This window comes from Streptomyces sp. NPDC127117 (genome assembly GCF_042677325.1).
Lineage (GTDB): Bacteria > Actinomycetota > Actinomycetes > Streptomycetales > Streptomycetaceae > Streptomyces.
Map to the genome: position 1 here is coordinate 1 of NZ_JBHXTM010000002.1, position 14,892 is coordinate 14,892.

General features: G+C 71.0%; 13 protein-coding genes. 2 read left to right on the plus strand and 11 right to left on the minus strand.

The features are described from left to right. Window positions 1–54 precede the first annotated feature (54 nt). The 11 genes from ACFVH0_RS02040 to ACFVH0_RS02090 form a co-directional block, all read right to left on the minus strand. Entirely contained in the window at window positions 55–1,155 is a 1,101-nt protein-coding gene (locus ACFVH0_RS02040; RefSeq protein ID WP_266909756.1) for a polyprenyl synthetase family protein, read from the minus strand. Next, the gene (hpnE, locus tag ACFVH0_RS02045; RefSeq protein ID WP_385817518.1) at window positions 1,152–2,540 is read right to left on the minus strand and encodes a hydroxysqualene dehydroxylase HpnE; all 1,389 of its coding nucleotides are present in this window, start codon (window positions 2,538–2,540) and stop codon (window positions 1,152–1,154) included. Before hpnE ends, ACFVH0_RS02040 begins: the two co-directional genes overlap by 4 nt. Window positions 2,541–2,658: 118 nt before the next feature. Then, on the minus strand, window positions 2,659–3,579 hold the full coding sequence (gene hpnD, locus ACFVH0_RS02050) for a presqualene diphosphate synthase HpnD (RefSeq protein WP_385817519.1): 921 nt from the start codon (window positions 3,577–3,579) through the stop codon (window positions 2,659–2,661). 29 nt (window positions 3,580–3,608) lie between these two features. Then, entirely contained in the window at window positions 3,609–4,529 is a 921-nt protein-coding gene (hpnC, locus tag ACFVH0_RS02055; RefSeq protein ID WP_385817789.1) for a squalene synthase HpnC, read from the minus strand. Window positions 4,530–4,975: 446 nt separating this feature from the next. Next, window positions 4,976–5,761, minus strand: a complete 786-nt coding sequence (locus ACFVH0_RS02060) for an ABC transporter ATP-binding protein (RefSeq protein WP_266727932.1) — start codon at window positions 5,759–5,761, stop codon at window positions 4,976–4,978. Next, on the minus strand, window positions 5,754–6,683 hold the full coding sequence (locus ACFVH0_RS02065; RefSeq protein WP_259934427.1) for an ABC transporter permease: 930 nt from the start codon (window positions 6,681–6,683) through the stop codon (window positions 5,754–5,756). The genes ACFVH0_RS02060 and ACFVH0_RS02065 overlap by 8 nt, the downstream gene beginning before the upstream one ends. A gap of 107 nt (window positions 6,684–6,790) precedes the next feature. After that, complete coding sequence (locus ACFVH0_RS02070; RefSeq protein WP_385817790.1) at window positions 6,791–7,663, minus strand: glycosyltransferase family 2 protein; 873 nt, start codon at window positions 7,661–7,663, stop codon at window positions 6,791–6,793. A gap of 8 nt (window positions 7,664–7,671) precedes the next feature. After that, window positions 7,672–8,451 carry a CDP-alcohol phosphatidyltransferase family protein gene (locus ACFVH0_RS02075; protein ID WP_385817520.1) on the minus strand — a complete coding sequence of 260 codons (780 nt, stop codon included), beginning with the start codon at window positions 8,449–8,451 and terminating at the stop codon, window positions 7,672–7,674. Continuing rightward, window positions 8,429–9,490 carry an iron-containing alcohol dehydrogenase family protein gene (locus ACFVH0_RS02080; RefSeq protein WP_385817521.1) on the minus strand — a complete coding sequence of 354 codons (1,062 nt, stop codon included), beginning with the start codon at window positions 9,488–9,490 and terminating at the stop codon, window positions 8,429–8,431. Before ACFVH0_RS02080 ends, ACFVH0_RS02075 begins: the two co-directional genes overlap by 23 nt. Next, window positions 9,478–10,215 carry a sugar phosphate nucleotidyltransferase gene (locus ACFVH0_RS02085; RefSeq protein ID WP_385817522.1) on the minus strand — a complete coding sequence of 246 codons (738 nt, stop codon included), beginning with the start codon at window positions 10,213–10,215 and terminating at the stop codon, window positions 9,478–9,480. Before ACFVH0_RS02085 ends, ACFVH0_RS02080 begins: the two co-directional genes overlap by 13 nt. Then, window positions 10,212–11,981, minus strand: coding sequence for a DUF5941 domain-containing protein (locus ACFVH0_RS02090; RefSeq protein WP_385817791.1), 1,770 nt, complete (start codon window positions 11,979–11,981; stop codon window positions 10,212–10,214). Before ACFVH0_RS02090 ends, ACFVH0_RS02085 begins: the two co-directional genes overlap by 4 nt. Before the next feature lie 482 nt (window positions 11,982–12,463). Between ACFVH0_RS02090 and ACFVH0_RS02095 the strand changes: the two genes are divergently transcribed. Together ACFVH0_RS02095 and ACFVH0_RS02100 are read left to right on the plus strand one after the other, a co-directional pair. Further along, on the plus strand, window positions 12,464–13,405 hold the full coding sequence (locus ACFVH0_RS02095) for a cation diffusion facilitator family transporter (RefSeq protein WP_385817523.1): 942 nt from the start codon (window positions 12,464–12,466) through the stop codon (window positions 13,403–13,405). 210 nt (window positions 13,406–13,615) lie between these two features. Continuing rightward, window positions 13,616–14,884, plus strand: coding sequence for a bifunctional class I SAM-dependent methyltransferase/N-acetyltransferase (locus ACFVH0_RS02100; RefSeq protein ID WP_385817524.1), 1,269 nt, complete (start codon window positions 13,616–13,618; stop codon window positions 14,882–14,884). The last annotated feature ends 8 nt before the right edge of the window (window positions 14,885–14,892 follow it).

Sequence of the window (14,892 nt, forward strand, 5' to 3'; positions counted from 1 at the left end):
CGCCCGGGCAAGGGCGCCGGCCGGCGACTGCGACTCATATGGAGCAGATAGTGATCATCTCTTTCGTACGACGACGAAGTCCGCGAGCGCTGTGAGCTGCGCCCGCACGGTCTGCGGCATGTCGATGCGGTGCAGCGCCTCGATGGCGACCGCGTGCTGTCGACGGGCCTCCTGGGCGGTCCACTCGCGGCCGCCCGCCTCCTCGATGAGTGCCGCACGGGCGGCGAACTCCTCTTCGGAGAAGCTGTCGAAATCGCTGCTCTTGGCGTCGGCGGCGAGCAGTTCGCCCAGGCGTTCCGATGCCGGGCCGCCCGCGGCGAGCGCGGCGACGACCGGCAGGGACTTCTTGCGCTGGCGCAGGTCGCTCCAGGTCTGCTTGCCGGTGGACTCGGGGTCGCCCCAGATGCCGAGCAGGTCGTCGACGGCCTGGAAGGCGAGGCCGAGGTGGTAGCCGTACGCCTCCAGGGTGTCGGCGGTCCGGTCGTCGGCACCGCCGAGGACCGCGCCGATGGAGCAGGCGCAGGCGAGCAGGGCGCCGGTCTTGTTGCCCTCCATCTCCAGGCACTCCTCGACGGTGACCCGCTCGCGGTGCTCGTAGGAGATGTCCTGGGCCTGGCCGTCGATGAGCTTGCGGCTGGCCGCGGTCAGCCGGCGGGTCGCGCGGCCCGCCTCCACGGTGCCGAGCTCCAGCAGGACCTCGTTGGCGAGGGCGAAGAGCGCGTCGCCGACCAGGATCGCCTGGGCGGGGCCGTGCACCTTCCAGACGGTGTCGCGGTGGCGGCGCTGTTCGTCGCCGTCCATCAGGTCGTCGTGCAGCAGCGAGAAGTTGTGCACGAGTTCGACGGCCACGGCGCCGGGGACGCCGGCCTCGGCGGCGGCGCCGGCGGCCTCCGCGGACAGCAGGGCGAGGGCGGGGCGGACGGCCTTGCCCCCGTCGCCGTCGGCGGGCTGTCCCTGGGCGTCGATCCAGCCGAAGTGGTAGGCGGCGACGGTGTCCATGGGCGGTGCGAGCCGGTCAACGGCGGCCCGGAGCACCGGCGTGGAAAGGGCCCGTCCGCGCTCCAGAAGCGCGGTGACGTCCGTGTCGGCCACGGTGTCGAAAGCCGGATTCGCCGGGGTCACTGACTCTCCTCTTGTTCCGGTGGTACTGCTCATGCCGCCTCCTGCAGCGGATGTTCCTGGGGCCGGCCGAGCGCCCGGAGGGCGGCGTCGGCCGCGCTGAAGCCGCTGCGTACGGCGCCCTCCATCGTCGCGGGCCAGCCGGTGGCCGTCCATGCACCGGCCAGGCAGAGGCCGGGGGCACGGGTGCGGGCACCGGGCCGCAGCCGGCCGACGCCGGGGGCTGGGGCGAAGGTCGCCGTGCGCTCCCGGGTCACGAAGAAGTCCCTGATGCCGGCCCCGCGTGCGGCCGGAAGGAGCCGCTCCAGCTCGGGCAGGTAGCGGCTGCGCAGTTCGGCGACGGGGAGGTCGATCTCCTCGTCGGCGGCGGACTGGGACACGGCGAGGTACTGCCCCGGCCCGGTGAGGCCCGAGGCGTCGGTGCGGTCGAAGACCCACTGGACCGGGGAGCCGAGCGCGGCGAAGAACGGCCGGCGCAGCACCTTGCGGTCGTAGACGACGTGCACGTTGAGGATCGGCGAGGTGCCGATGTCGAGCAGCCGCCCGGGTTCGTCCAGTGCGCCCTCGGGCAGCAGGTCGTGGGCCTCGCGCTGGGGTACGGCGAGGACGACGGTGTCCGCCTCGATCCGTTCGCCGCCGGTGTCCACGATCCAACCGCCGTCCTCCGTACGGGTGAGGGCGGAGGCCTTCGTGCGCAGCTCGGTGCGGACCGAGGCGGAGTCGAGGGCCTTGCGGGCCAGCGTGTCGTGCACCTCGCCGAGGGGCACGCTCGCCCAGCCGATGTCGGCGGCGCCGGGCTCGGAGAGGAGTCCGGTCCTGAAGACCTTCGCGGCCAGGGCCAGCGAGGAATTCGGCGCGGTGGCGTTGAGCGTGGCGACGCCGACCAGGTCCCACAGGGCCTCGATGGTGCGCGGCGACTGGCCGTGCCGGGCGAGCCAGCTGCCGAAGTCGATGGCGTCGAGCGCGGGGTCGTCGGGGTCGAGGCGGCCGAGTGCCAGGGCGGCGCGGCCGACGCCGGCCCGCTCGGCGAGCGAGAGGTGCGGGTAGCCGGCCAGTCCGGCGGCCAGATGGAAGGGCACCGGCAGCGCGTTGCGGCGCAGCCGTCCCAGCCGGGGGCCCGAGGGGCGACCGACGTCGAGAACGGGCACGTCCAAACGGTTTTGCAGGGGTGCCAGACGCGTCCCGTCGACGCGGTCGAGGAACCAGCGGTAGGCGGTGCAGCAACGCAGATAGACATGCTGTCCGTTGTCGACCGTCAGTTCGCCGCGCTGGAAGGAGAACGCGAGGCCGCCGAGCCTGGGCCGTCCTTCGAGCAGGGTCACGTCAAGCCCGGCGTCGGCGAGACGCAGCGCCGAGGTGATGCCGGCGAGTCCGCCACCGATCACGACCGCACGGGAGGAGCGCGGGGTGCCGTCCGTCATGTGTCCTCCTTTCGCCGGGTCACTTCAGTCAGGGACGCGTCGGCGCCGCAGCGGGTTGACCGCCGGGCCGATCGGTTCTCCGTGTTGCACATGGTGCGCGAGAACTCCGCACGGCGCATCAGACACGCCCCCGCGTCGTGCGCCGGGAAATGTACCGGGCGTCGAGCCCCGACAGTCCGCGCACCGCCACGTACGCCTTCTCGTGGCCCGGCAGCGAGACCCGGCCGCGCAGCACCGCCTCGGGGTCGCGCTCGATCCGGTCGAGCAACCGCCGGTAGATGCCCGCCATGGCCGCGACACACGCGCCGCTGCGCCGGTCCAGCATGGGCAGCAGCCGGTAGCCCTCGGCGAACAGCGTGCGGGCGCGCCGCACCTCGAAGTGGACGAGGCCCGCGAAGTCGGCGCCGGGCGGCGGTGTGGCCCGGTGGAAGCCGGCCGAGCAGCCGAACTTGGCGAGGTCGTCGGCAGGCAGATACGTACGCCCGTTGCCGGCGTCCTCGCGGACGTCGCGCAGGATGTTGGTCAGCTGGAGCGCGAGTCCGAGCGTGTCGGCGTACTCCGCGGCCCGGTCGGCACCCGGGGCGCCGGGCTCCGTGCCGAAGACGCCGAGGCTGAGGCGGCCGATGGCACCCGCGACACAGCGGCAGTAGACCTTGAGGTCGTCCCAGGTCTCGTACGTCGCACCACGCACATCCATCAGCACGCCGTCGATGAGCTCGTCGAGCCCGCCGAGCGGGAGCGGGAATCTGCGCGCGGCATCGGCGAGCGCGACGGCCACCGGGTCGGTGTCGTCCTCGTCGACCGCCCCGTCCCGGATCCGGTCCAGGACGGTACGGGTGCTCTCCAGGCGGGCCCGCTTGGTGTCCGCGTCCAGCTCACCGTCGCCGATGTCGTCGACTCTGCGGGAGAAGGCGTACAGCGCCGACATGGCCTGTCGCTTCTCGGCCGGCAGCAGCCTGATGCCGTACGCGAAGTTACGCGCCTGCTGTCCGGTGACCGCCTCGCAGTAACTGTATGCGGCCTGTACCGGTGCCGACATGTATGTCGTCTGTCCCTCCACGGTCCGGCTCACCCCTCTCTACGCGCTCTTCGCAAGACAACTCCCACCTCGCGCAGCAGGCTGGGCTTGGTGGGCTTGGGCGGTCCGGGCAGTACGTCGAACCCGGCGGCCGCGATCGCGGTGAGGGCGGCGCGCCCCCCTCCCACGAATCCGGCGAGAAGCAGCTTGAGCCTGCCGTGGACGCTACCCACCAGGGGGGTGCCTTCATTCAGCAATTCCCGAGCGCGTTCTGCTTCGTACGCGACCAGTGAACGCACCGATGCGCCCCCAGAGGGGGCGGCCAGGTCGGCCTCCGTGACATGGAACCGGGCCATGTCCTCGGCGGGCAGATAGATCCGGTCGCGGCCGAGGTCCTCGGTGACGTCCTGGAGGTGCTCGACGATCTGCAGGGCGGTACAGACGGCGTCGGAGCGGCGGATGCGTTCGGGGCTGGCGGTGCCGGTGATCTGCAGGACCAGCCGGCCCACGGGGTTGGCGGAGAGCTCGCAGTAGGCCAGGAGTTCCTCGTACGTCCCGTAGCGGCGGACCTTCTGGTCCTGCCGGTTCGCCTCGATGAGGCCGAGGAAGGGTTCCGGGGTGAGCGCGCAGCGCCGCACGGTGGGGAGCAGGGCGCGCAACAGGGGGTGGCGGGGGCCGTCGCCGGAGGTGTCGAAGACCCGGTGGAGGTCGGCCTCGAAGGCGTCGAGCATGGCGAGCCGGTCGTCGGCCCGCGCGGGGTCGACGCCGAGGTGGCGGGCGTCGGCGCCACCGGGGGCGAGATCACCGTCGCCGATGTCGTCGACCAGGCGCGCGTAGCCGTAGACGGCCATCAGGTCGTCGCGCCAGGCGCGGGGCAGGAAGAAGGGGGCTACGGGGAAATTCTCGTCCGCGGCCTTGTCGAGGGTGCTGGGGACGGCGCCGTCGGGGTGCGCCTGCCGGGTACGGGTCACCACGGACCGCCCGGCGCTGGGACGGCGTGAGCACCTCGGAGCTGGAGATTTTCCGTCATTGCCGTCACATCTCCCGTTCTACACTGCTGACCCAAAACATCCCATTCCGGACACGCCGCCCGCTCTGCCGAGTGCGGAGCGCTGCCTACGGGCCGTACAACCAGGCACTATCGCCCCACTTGCCTCGAATCAGCACCGGTACAGCTTACGTCGTACAACGCTCATCCATACGGCGGGGTGTTGGGCGCGTTACCCGAACGCCGTCCGCCCCGCCAACCTTCCCCGCACACAAGGGGATTGACGTCATCCGTCGGGACGAGATCCTGCCCGCGGCATACCGCCGGGCGTGGAGAGCGCCGGCCGCGGTCCACGATCCGGACGCCGGGGCGGCCCCCGCCGGAGGTTCCGACAGGGGCCGCCCCGGTGACACAGGACCGGACGAACCACTACTTTCCGGTCTCGCGCTCGTACGCCTTGAGCACCTCGTCCGTCGGGCCGTCCATCAGCAGCTCGCCCTTTTCCAGCCAAAGCACCCGGTCGCAGGTGTCCCTGATGGACTTGTTGCTGTGGCTGACCAGGAAGACGGTGCCGGCCTCCTTGCGGAGCTCCCTGATGCGCTTCTCGGAACGGATCTGGAACTTGCGGTCACCGGTCGCCAGCGCCTCGTCGATCATGAGGACGTCATGGTTCTTGGCGGCCGCGATGGAGAATCGCAGGCGTGCGGCCATGCCGGAGGAGTACGTACGCATCGGCAGGGTGATGAAGTCACCCTTCTCGTTGATGCCGGAGAAGTCGACGATGCCCTGGTAGCGCTCCCGGATCTCCTCACGCGACATGCCCATCGCGAGGCCGCCGAGCACCACGTTGCGCTCACCGGTCAGATCGCTCATCAGCGCGGCGTTCACCCCGAGCAGCGAGGGCTGCCCGTCGGTGTAGACCTTGCCGTGCTCGGTCGGCAGCAGACCGGCGATGGCCCGCAGCAGCGTCGACTTGCCGGAGCCGTTGGTGCCGATGAGGCCGATCGCCTCGCCCCGGTAGGCGGTGAAGGAGACGCCGCGGACGGCGTGCACCTTGCGCACCCCGCGCGATTCTCCCTTGCCGCGGCGCATGATCCGGCTCAGTGCCGCCGTCGCGCTGCCCTTGCCGCCGCCGGCGCCGTTGACGCGGTACACGATGTGCACATCATCGGCGATGACGGTGGGGACGCGCCCCGGTGTCTTGTCGTCAGCCACGGCCGTACCGTTCCTCTGCCTTCCAGAAGTACACGAAGCCCACCAGGCCGACCAGGACCGCCCAGGCGAGCGCCACGATCCAGACGTGTGCCGGCAGGTTGCCCGAGCCGTAGCCGTCGATCAGCGCGAAGCGGACCAGGTCCATGTAGATGGCCGCCGGGTTGTACTGCAGAACGTTGGCGATCCAGTCCGGCTTGTCCTTGAGCATCACCGGGATGGAGAACATGACGCCCGACGCGTACATCCAGGTCCGCATGACGAACGGCATCAACTGCGCGAGGTCGGGGGTCTTGCTGCCGAGCCTGGCCATGATCAGCGCCAGACCGGTGTTGAAGACGAACTGCATGACCAGCGCCGGGACGATCAGCAGCCAGGAGAGGCTCGGGTAGCTGCCGAAGGCGATCGCCACGGCCGCGAGCACGATCATCGAGAACAGCAGCTGCTGGAGCTGTTGGAGCGAGAACGAGATCGGCAGCGAGGCACGCGGGAAGTGCAGTGCCCGGACCAGCCCCAGATTGCCGGAAATGGCCCGCACGCCCGCCATCACCGAACTCTGGGTGAAGGTGAAGACGAAGACGCCGGTCACCAGGAACGGGATGAAGACCTCCTGGGTCATTCCCTTCCTGGTGCCCAGGATCAGCCCGAAGATCAAGTAGTAGACCAGGGCGTTGAGCAGCGGTGTGGCCACCTGCCAGAGCTGGCCCAGCTTCGCCTGGCTGTACTGGGCGGTCAGCTTCGCCCTGGAGAACGCCATGATGAAGTGGCGCCGGCCCCAGAGCTGCCGGATGTACTCGAAGAGCCCTGGCCGGGCGCCGCTCACCGTCAGGCCGTACTTGGCGGCCAGGGCGGCCGAGGTCAGGCCGTCGTCGGCGGATGGTGGGGTACTCAATGCGACCGCACCATCATGGGTTGTGTCACTCACCAGATGAAACTCTCGTATTCAGGATGCGCAGCCAGTCGCGGGTGCGGCTCGGAGCGGACAGGTCCCGTGAAGAAGACGTACGTCCCATGCTCTCAGAGGTGAGCCTCTCAGATCACGGGAGGTCGGCCCAGTCTGGTCAGCCGCCAGACCGTCCGCCATTTCATCGGGCGGCGGGTGCCGCACGGCGTCGCCCAGCCTTCCCGGAAGCCGCCGAGCCAGGCCTTCAGCGCCGGGCCCGAGGGCTTGCGGACCAGGGTCAGCAGCAGCCACACCCCGAGATAGACGGGGACCAGCGGCGCGGGCAGATTGCGACGGGCCAGCCAGACCCGGTTACGGGCCACCATGCGGTGGTACACCGCGTGCCGCGAGGGCGCGGTCGTCGGGTGGTTGAGGACCATGTCCGCGCGGTAGTCGATCATCCAGCCGGCGTCCAGTGCCCGCCAGGCGAGATCGGTCTCCTCGTGCGCGTAGAAGAACTGGCCGGGCAGCGGGCCCACCTCTGCGATGACCTTGGTCCGTACGGCGTTGGCGCCGCCCAGGAAGGTCGTCACGCGTGAGGAGCGCATCGGGTCGGCCACGCGCAGCCGGGGCACGTGGCGGCGCTGTGTGACCCCGGTGTCCGGGTCGGCGATGCGGAAGCTGATGATGCCCAGCCCGGGATCGGCCTCGAAGGCCTGCCGGCACAGCTCGGCGGTGTCGCTGAGCGGCAGCAGTCCGTCGTCGTCGAGGAAGAGCAGGGCGTCCACGTCGGCGCCGGACGGGCCGAAGGCCTCGATCCCGACGTTGCGGCCGCCGGGGATGCCCAGGTTCTCGGGCAGCTCGACGGTCCGCACCCCCGCGGGGACGTCCGGTACGGGGGCGCCGTTGCCGACGACCACCACCTCGATCCGGTCGCCGTCCTGCCCGGCGACCGAATCGAGGAGAGCGCGGAGCTCGTCAGGACGGTTGCCCATCGTGATGACGACCGCGCCGAGTTTCATGGGGGTGCTCACTTCAGCCTGCTCGACGCCAGGATCGACACGAGGTGCAGGAGCGTCTGGAGCAGCGCGATACCGGCCAGCACCGCGACCATGAGACGGCTGAAGAACAGGTCGTCACGGACCGCGTCGAGGACGGCCGCCGCCAGGATGACCAGTGACGCCTCGACCCCGAGGATGAGCCGGTGGAACTTGAGCGCACCGGCGGCCCGGCGGGCGAACGCCATTCCGGACGAGCGCGGTTCCGAAGCGGCCTCCTTGACCGGCGGCAGCCCGCCCTGGTGGCGCGCGACGCCCACGAGGTCGGTCTCGGCCTTGATCAGGATGGCGCCGAGAGCCGCGAGCGTGCCGAGGAAGGCCCAGAGCCAGTCGATCCGTCCGCTGCCCCACAGGTCGGCGGCGCGCAGGCCGAAGCCGACCAGCACGGCCGCGTCGCAGAGGTACGCGCCGACCCGGTCCAGGTAGACCCCGCCCAGCGAGAACTGCTTCTTCCAGCGGGCCACCTCGCCGTCGACGCAGTCGAGCAGCAGGTAGAGCTGGACCGCGAGCACTCCGAGCAGCGCGCCGGGAATGCCGGGCACGAGCAGGGCCGGTGCGGCGAGCACGCCCGCGACCGTCATCACATAGGTCAGCTGGTTGGGCGTGACCCTGGTGTTCACCAGGTGCCGGTCGATGCGCAGCGAGATCTCGCGCATGTAGAGCCGACCCGCCCAGTGCTCACCACTGCGCCGGTCCTTCACGCCCGGCGGGTGCACGACCGGACGGAGTTCAGCTATGGATGGCTTTTGCATAGTCGGCGTACGCGTCCCTGATCTGGTCGGTGGACAGGTTGAGGTGTTCCAGGATCGTGAAGCGCCCCGGACGGGTCTGCGGGGCGTAGTCGACGGCCTGGACGAACTCGTCGACGGTGAAACCGATCTCTTCGGGCACGACCGGCAGCCCGTGACGGCGCAGGGTGGCCGCCATGTACAGCGACTCCTCCCGGGCGCCGCGCAGATGCATGGCGAAGCAGGCGCCGAGGCCGACCTGCTCGCCATGGCTGGCCGCGCGCTTGGGGTACAGCAGATCGAAGGCGTGGTTGATCTCGTGGCAGGCGCCGGAGGCCGGCCGGGAGTCCCCGGCGACGGACATCGAGATGCCGGTGAGCACCAGGCCCTCGGCCAGCACCTTGAGGAAGGCGTCGTCGCCGATCTGGCCGGGGTGGCGCAGCACGGCCTCGCCCGCCTGCCGGGCCATGGCCGCCGCGAGTCCGTCGATCTCCTCGCCGTTGACCTCGTGGGCGAGCTCCCAGTCGGCCACGCAGGAGATGTTGGACACCGCGTCGCCGATGCCGGAGCGCACGAAGCGGGCCGGTGCCTGGCGGACTATGTCGAGGTCGATGACCACGGCGATCGGGGTGGGTACTCCGTAGGAGCCCCGGCCGTTGTCGTTGTCGAGCGTCGCGACGGGCGAGCAGAGGCCGTCGTGGGCGAGGTTCGTCGCCACCGCGACCATGGGCAGCCCTACCCGCGCCGCCGCGTATTTCGCCACGTCGACGATCTTGCCGCCGCCGAGGCCGACCACGGCGTCGTACCGGTTGCCCTTGATGTCGTCTGCCAGCTTGACCGCCGAGTCGAGGGTGCCGTCGGTCACGGGGTACCAGTGGGCTCCGGGCAGCGCGGGCGTCAGCCGCTCGCGCAGGGCACGCCCCGAGCCGTCGCTGATCGCGACGGCGAGCTTGCCGGAGGCGGAGATCCGCTGGTCGGCGAGGAGGCCGGCCAGATCGTCCAGGGCGCCGCGACGGATGTCGACGACGACCGGGGACGGAATGAGCCGGGTCAGTACTGGCACGCGATCTCACGGCCCTTCGCGAGGTCGTCGTGGTTGTCGATCTCCACCCACGTCACTTCGCCGATGGGGGCCACGTCGATGGTGAAGCCGCGGTTCACGAGCTCCTGGTAGCCGTCCTCGTAGTAGAGGTCGGGGTCGCGCTCGAAGGTCGCCTTGAGGGCGTCCGCGAGCTCCTCGGCGGCCTCGGGCTCGATCAGGGTGACGCCGATGTACTCACCGGTCGCGGTGGCCGGGTCCATCAGCTTGGTGATGCGCCGCACACCCTTGCCGTCCTCGGTGATGACCTTCATCTCCTCGTCGGCGAGCTGCTTCACCGTGTCGAGGGCGAGGATGATCCTCTGCCCGTCGCCACGGGCGGCGAGCAGGGTCTTCTCGACGGAGACCGGGTGGACGGTGTCGCCGTTGGCCAGGATGACGCCGCGCTTGAGTACCTCGCGGGCACACCACAGGGAGTAGGCGTTGTTCCACTCCTCGGCCTTGTCGTTGTCGATCAGGGTGAGGGTCACGCCGTACTTGGCCTCGAACTCGGCCTTGCGGTCGTACACGGCTTCCTTGCGGTAGCCGACGACGACGGCGACCTCGGTGAGACCTATCTCCGCGAAGTTGGCCAGCGTGAGGTCCAGCACCGTCTTCTCGCCGTCGACAGGCACGAGCGCCTTCGGAAGCGTGTCGGTGTAGGGGCGCAGACGCCGTCCTGCACCGGCTGCCAGTACGAGGCCGATCATGCGGGTTCTCCTTCGTCGTGAACGGCGGGTGCTCCGGAGGACACCCAGAAACGGATGGACTCCACGAGCACCACCAGTGCCACCGCCACCGCGAGGGTGGTCAGCGCCACGGTGAAAGCCGAATGCTGAGTGAATACGGCGGCGAGTACGGCCACCACCAGGGTGCGGCCCTCGTGCCCACCGATCGTGCGTACCAGCCACTGGGGCGGCGCGCCGGTGCCGCCGCGAATGCGGTACACCGTGTCGTAGTGATGGTAGGCGACCGCCGAGACCAGCCCGAAGGCCGCCGGAAGGGCTCCCGGGACATCGCTGCGGGCCGCGAGGATCAGGACGGTGCAGTACTCGGCCGCCCTGAATATCGGGGGTACGAGCCAGTCGAGTGCGCCCTTGAGCGGGCGGGCCACCGCCACGCCGGAGCAGATCGCGTAGAAAATCGCGGCGAAGATCATCTGCTTGCTGCCGAAGGGCTGCTGCAGTGCGGCGGCGATCAGTGCTCCGGCGCCGACGAGTGCGATCACCGGGGCGCTCCAGGCGCCCGGGATCCGGGGGCCGCGGGCCGCGACGAACTGGGCGACCGGTCCGGAGTCGGCCAGCTCGGCGAGTGCCAGCGCGGCCCGGTCGGTGCGCTCGGCCTTGCGGGTCAGCGAGCGCAGCAGCCGGCCGGCGGTGGTGTAGCAGGCGGCGAAGGCGCAGCCGATGAGCAGCGCGTAGAAGACGATCCGGGGGGTGGTCACCGCGGTCAGTACCGCGATCATCGCCCAGCGCTCACCGATCGGCAGCACTATCATCCGGCGCACCCAGACGGTCCAGCCGACGCTGTCGAGCCGGTCGGAGAGTGCCGCCGTGGGGCTGGAATTGGCCACCGCGTCGTGGTTGGCCTCGTTGAACGAGAAGTCGATGACGTGCCGGCACGCCTGGAGCACCATCGCGCCGAGGGCGAGCGCCCATACGTCGTCGCCGCCGCGGGCGGCGCCGAGGGCGAGGCCCGCGTAGTAGGCGTACTCCTTGGCCCGGTCGAAGGTCGCGTCCAGCCAGGCGCCCATCGTCGAGTACTGCAGCGAGTAACGGGCGAGCTGCCCGTCGGTGCAGTCCAGCACGAAGGAGAGGAGCAGCAGCACCCCGGCCGCGATGTAGCCGCCGCGGGTACCGGTCGCCGCGCTGCCGGCCGCTATCAGCGCCGTCAGCAGGGACGCGGTGGTCACCTGGTTCGGCGTGAAGCCGCGGCGGGCGCACCAGCGGGCGATGTAGCGGGAGTACGGGCTGATGAAGAACGTGGTGAAGAAGCCGTCGTGGGCCTTCACCGCGCTGCGCAGCCGCACCGCCTCGTCGTCGACGGCGGCCAGGGCGCTCTCCGCCTCGGCGCGCGCGGTCCCGTCGACCGGAACGGCGGCGACCAGCGAACCCAGCTCGGGGCGCTGTACGGAGGTGCCCTCGGCGTCCATGGTGACGGCGAGGCGGCCCGGCACGGTGCGGTCGGTGACCGGTGCGGCGGGCGTGCCCGTGGGGACGCCGGCGCCGACGGCCTCGGCCGTGGTGTCCAGGGCCCGGACGAGCGCGGGGCGCGCCTCCGGCTGCGCGGTGAGCGCGCCGGGCACGGTGGCGGCGGGGAAGCGCGGGTCGGTCAGTCCGAGCCGGAGGGCGTGGACATGGCCGACGAAACGGGGATCGACCAGTGCGACTCGGCGGTCGGCGGGTACGGCCGAGAGCAGCCGTGCGGCCTCGGTCACATCGGCGGCGACCTGTACGTCGAAGCCCAGTGACCGCAGGTCGTCCGCGAGCGACGACCCGGGTACCGGTGCACCGGTGAGGATGGCGGTCGACAGACGAACTCACTCCTTGGTGCTGACGGGGTCGGCGCGCGACAGCGCGGCCCGGATGCGGGCCGGCGGCACGTCGGCAGAGGCTATCGGATGAACGGAAGCACGAGTTCACTGACCGTTTGCGCTCTGTTCGGGGTGGACCGGCATCATGCGACGCCGTCCGCGATCATCATCGTCGATCGCCGCCTCGCCTGACAAAACGCGATCGCGCGACCCCGGCCGGGCCCGCCGCGCCCCCTGGGGCCTCTCGTTCGGATCCGGCCTGATCCAACCGGAGGACCCTCGCTGACCTGCAAGCATTTCCGCAGGTCAGAGCATATGACAACGGTGTTCAGTGCCGTGTTGCCGGATACCCCCCACCCGTAGTTCACTGGCATTGCCCGGGCCGAACGCGTCCGGGTCCGAGAGACGGCTGGGAGGCATTCCCCATGGGGGCAGGGCACGACCACGGGCACACACACGGCGGGCCGCCGCCCACCGGCACGGCAGCCGCCGCGTACCGGGGACGGCTGCGGATCGCGCTCGGCATCACACTCACCGTGATGGTCGTGGAGATCGTCGGCGGGGTGCTCGCCGACTCGCTCGCGCTGATCGCCGACGCGGCCCACATGGCGACCGACGCCCTCGGCCTCGGCATGGCGCTGCTGGCGATCCACTTCGCCAACCGGCCGGCCGGGGTGAACCGCACCTTCGGCTACGCCCGCGCCGAGATCCTCGCCGCCCTGGCCAACTGTCTGCTGCTGCTCGGGGTGGGCGGCTTCCTGCTCTTCGAGGCCGTCGAGCGCTTCATCACCCCGGCCGAGACCAGGGGCGGGCTGACGATCGTCTTCGCCCTGGTCGGCATGGCCGCCAACATGGTCTCGCTGTCGCTGCTGATGCGCGGGCAGAAGGACAGCCTCAATGTGCGCGGCGCCTATCTGGAGGTGCTCGCGGACACGCTCGGCTCGTTCGCGGTGCTGGTCTCGGCGGGGATCATCCTGGCCACCGGCTGGCAGGCCGCCGACCCGATCGCCTCGCTGGTCATCGGCCTGATGATCGTCCCGCGTACCGTGAAGCTGCTCAGGGAGACGCTCAACGTGCTGCTGGAGTCGGCGCCCAAGGGGGTCCACATGGGAGAGGTGCGGGCCCACATCACCGCCCTGCCCGGGGTGCTGGACGTGCACGACCTGCACGCCTGGACGATCACCTCGGGGATGCCGGTGCTCTCCGCCCATGTGGTGGTGCGCCAGGACATGCTCGACTCGATCGGCCACGAGAAGCTCCTCCATGAGCTGCAGGGCTGCCTCGGCGTCCACTTCGACGTGGAGCACTGCACCTTCCAGCTGGAGCCGAGCGGCCATGCCGAGCACGAGGCCAGGCTCTGCCACTGACCGGCCCCCTCCGAGGGGGCCATGTAAGGTGATCGCAGAGGCGTTCGACCTCCCCATGTGCGAGAGAGGAGCTGAGGTTGATGACCGTCGCGACGGCGCCTGCCCGGCGCAGCATCCGGTCCTTCCTCATCTCCCGGGTTCTCGGCTAGCGCCCCGACTCCCACCGGGTCGGCCCGTTGGCCGGAGCCCTCGTAATCAAGGGTTCCCACGTTGACCGACAACGATCACGCCGTCCGTACCGAGGCGTTCTTCTCCCTTCACCACAACCTGCCCCGGCAGAGCCCCGGCTCCGATGCCACCACCCGGCGGCTGCTGGAGTTCGCCGGCCCGTTGCCGCGCCGTCCGCGCGTCCTGGATCTGGGCTGCGGGCCCGGCCGCGCCGCGCTGCTCCTGGCCGCCGAGGCGGGTGCCGAGGTGACCGCCGTCGACCTCCACCGGCCGTTCCTCGACGAACTGCGCGAGGCGGCCGGGGCCCGCGGGCTCGGCGACCGCATCCGTACGGTCCGGGCCGACATGGCAGAGCTGACCGGCCCCGATTTCCCCGACGGGTCCTTCGACCTCGTCTGGGCCGAGGGGTCGGCGTACATCATCGGTTTCGACACCGCGCTGCGTGACTGGAGGCGGCTGCTCGCGCCGGGCGGCTCCCTCGTCGTCACCGAGTGCGTCTGGACGACGGACGCGCCGACGGCCGAGGCGCGCGCCTTCTGGGAACAGGAGACGTCGATGCGTCCCGTGGCGGGCAACACCGCGGCGGCCGTCGCGGCCGGCCACCACGTCCTCGGGGTGCTGGTGCAGCCCGACAGCGACTGGGACGAGTGCTACGTCCCGCTCGCCGAACGTGTGGAGAGCGCCGACGCGTCCACCCCCGGGATGCAGTGGGCGCTCGCCGCGACCCGCGAGGAGCTGGCCATGCGGCGCGAACACGGCGCGGAGTACGGCTACGCCGGCTATGTGCTGCGCCCCGCCGACTCCCGCTGGACGACCCGGCCGGAGACGGCGGCGGACGCGGTGGCCGTCCACGCGGTCAACGCCGCGGCGTTCCCGACCCCGGACGAGGCCGATCTCGTCGACGCGCTGCGCGCCGATCCGGCGGCCTGGCTGCCCGGCCTCGGCCTTGTCGTGACGGACGGCCCGGACGGGGACATCGCGGCGTACGCCCTGCTGACCCGGTGCCGGGTCGGCGACGTGCCCGCGCTCGCGCTGGCCCCGGTGGCGACCGCCCCCGAACACCAGCGCCGGGGTGCGGGGCAGGCCGCGGTGCGGGCGGCGCTCGACGCGGCAAGGCTGCGCGGCGAGTCACTCGTCCTGGTGCTCGGTCATCCCGAGTACTACCGGAGGTTCGGTTTCGTACCGGCGTCGCGCTACGGGATCCGGCCGGGCTTCGACGTCCCGGACGAGGCGATGATGGCCCTGGTGCTGGACGAGTCCGCGCCGGTGCCGCAGGGCACGATCCATTACCCGGCCGCCTTCGGCGTCTGACACACCGT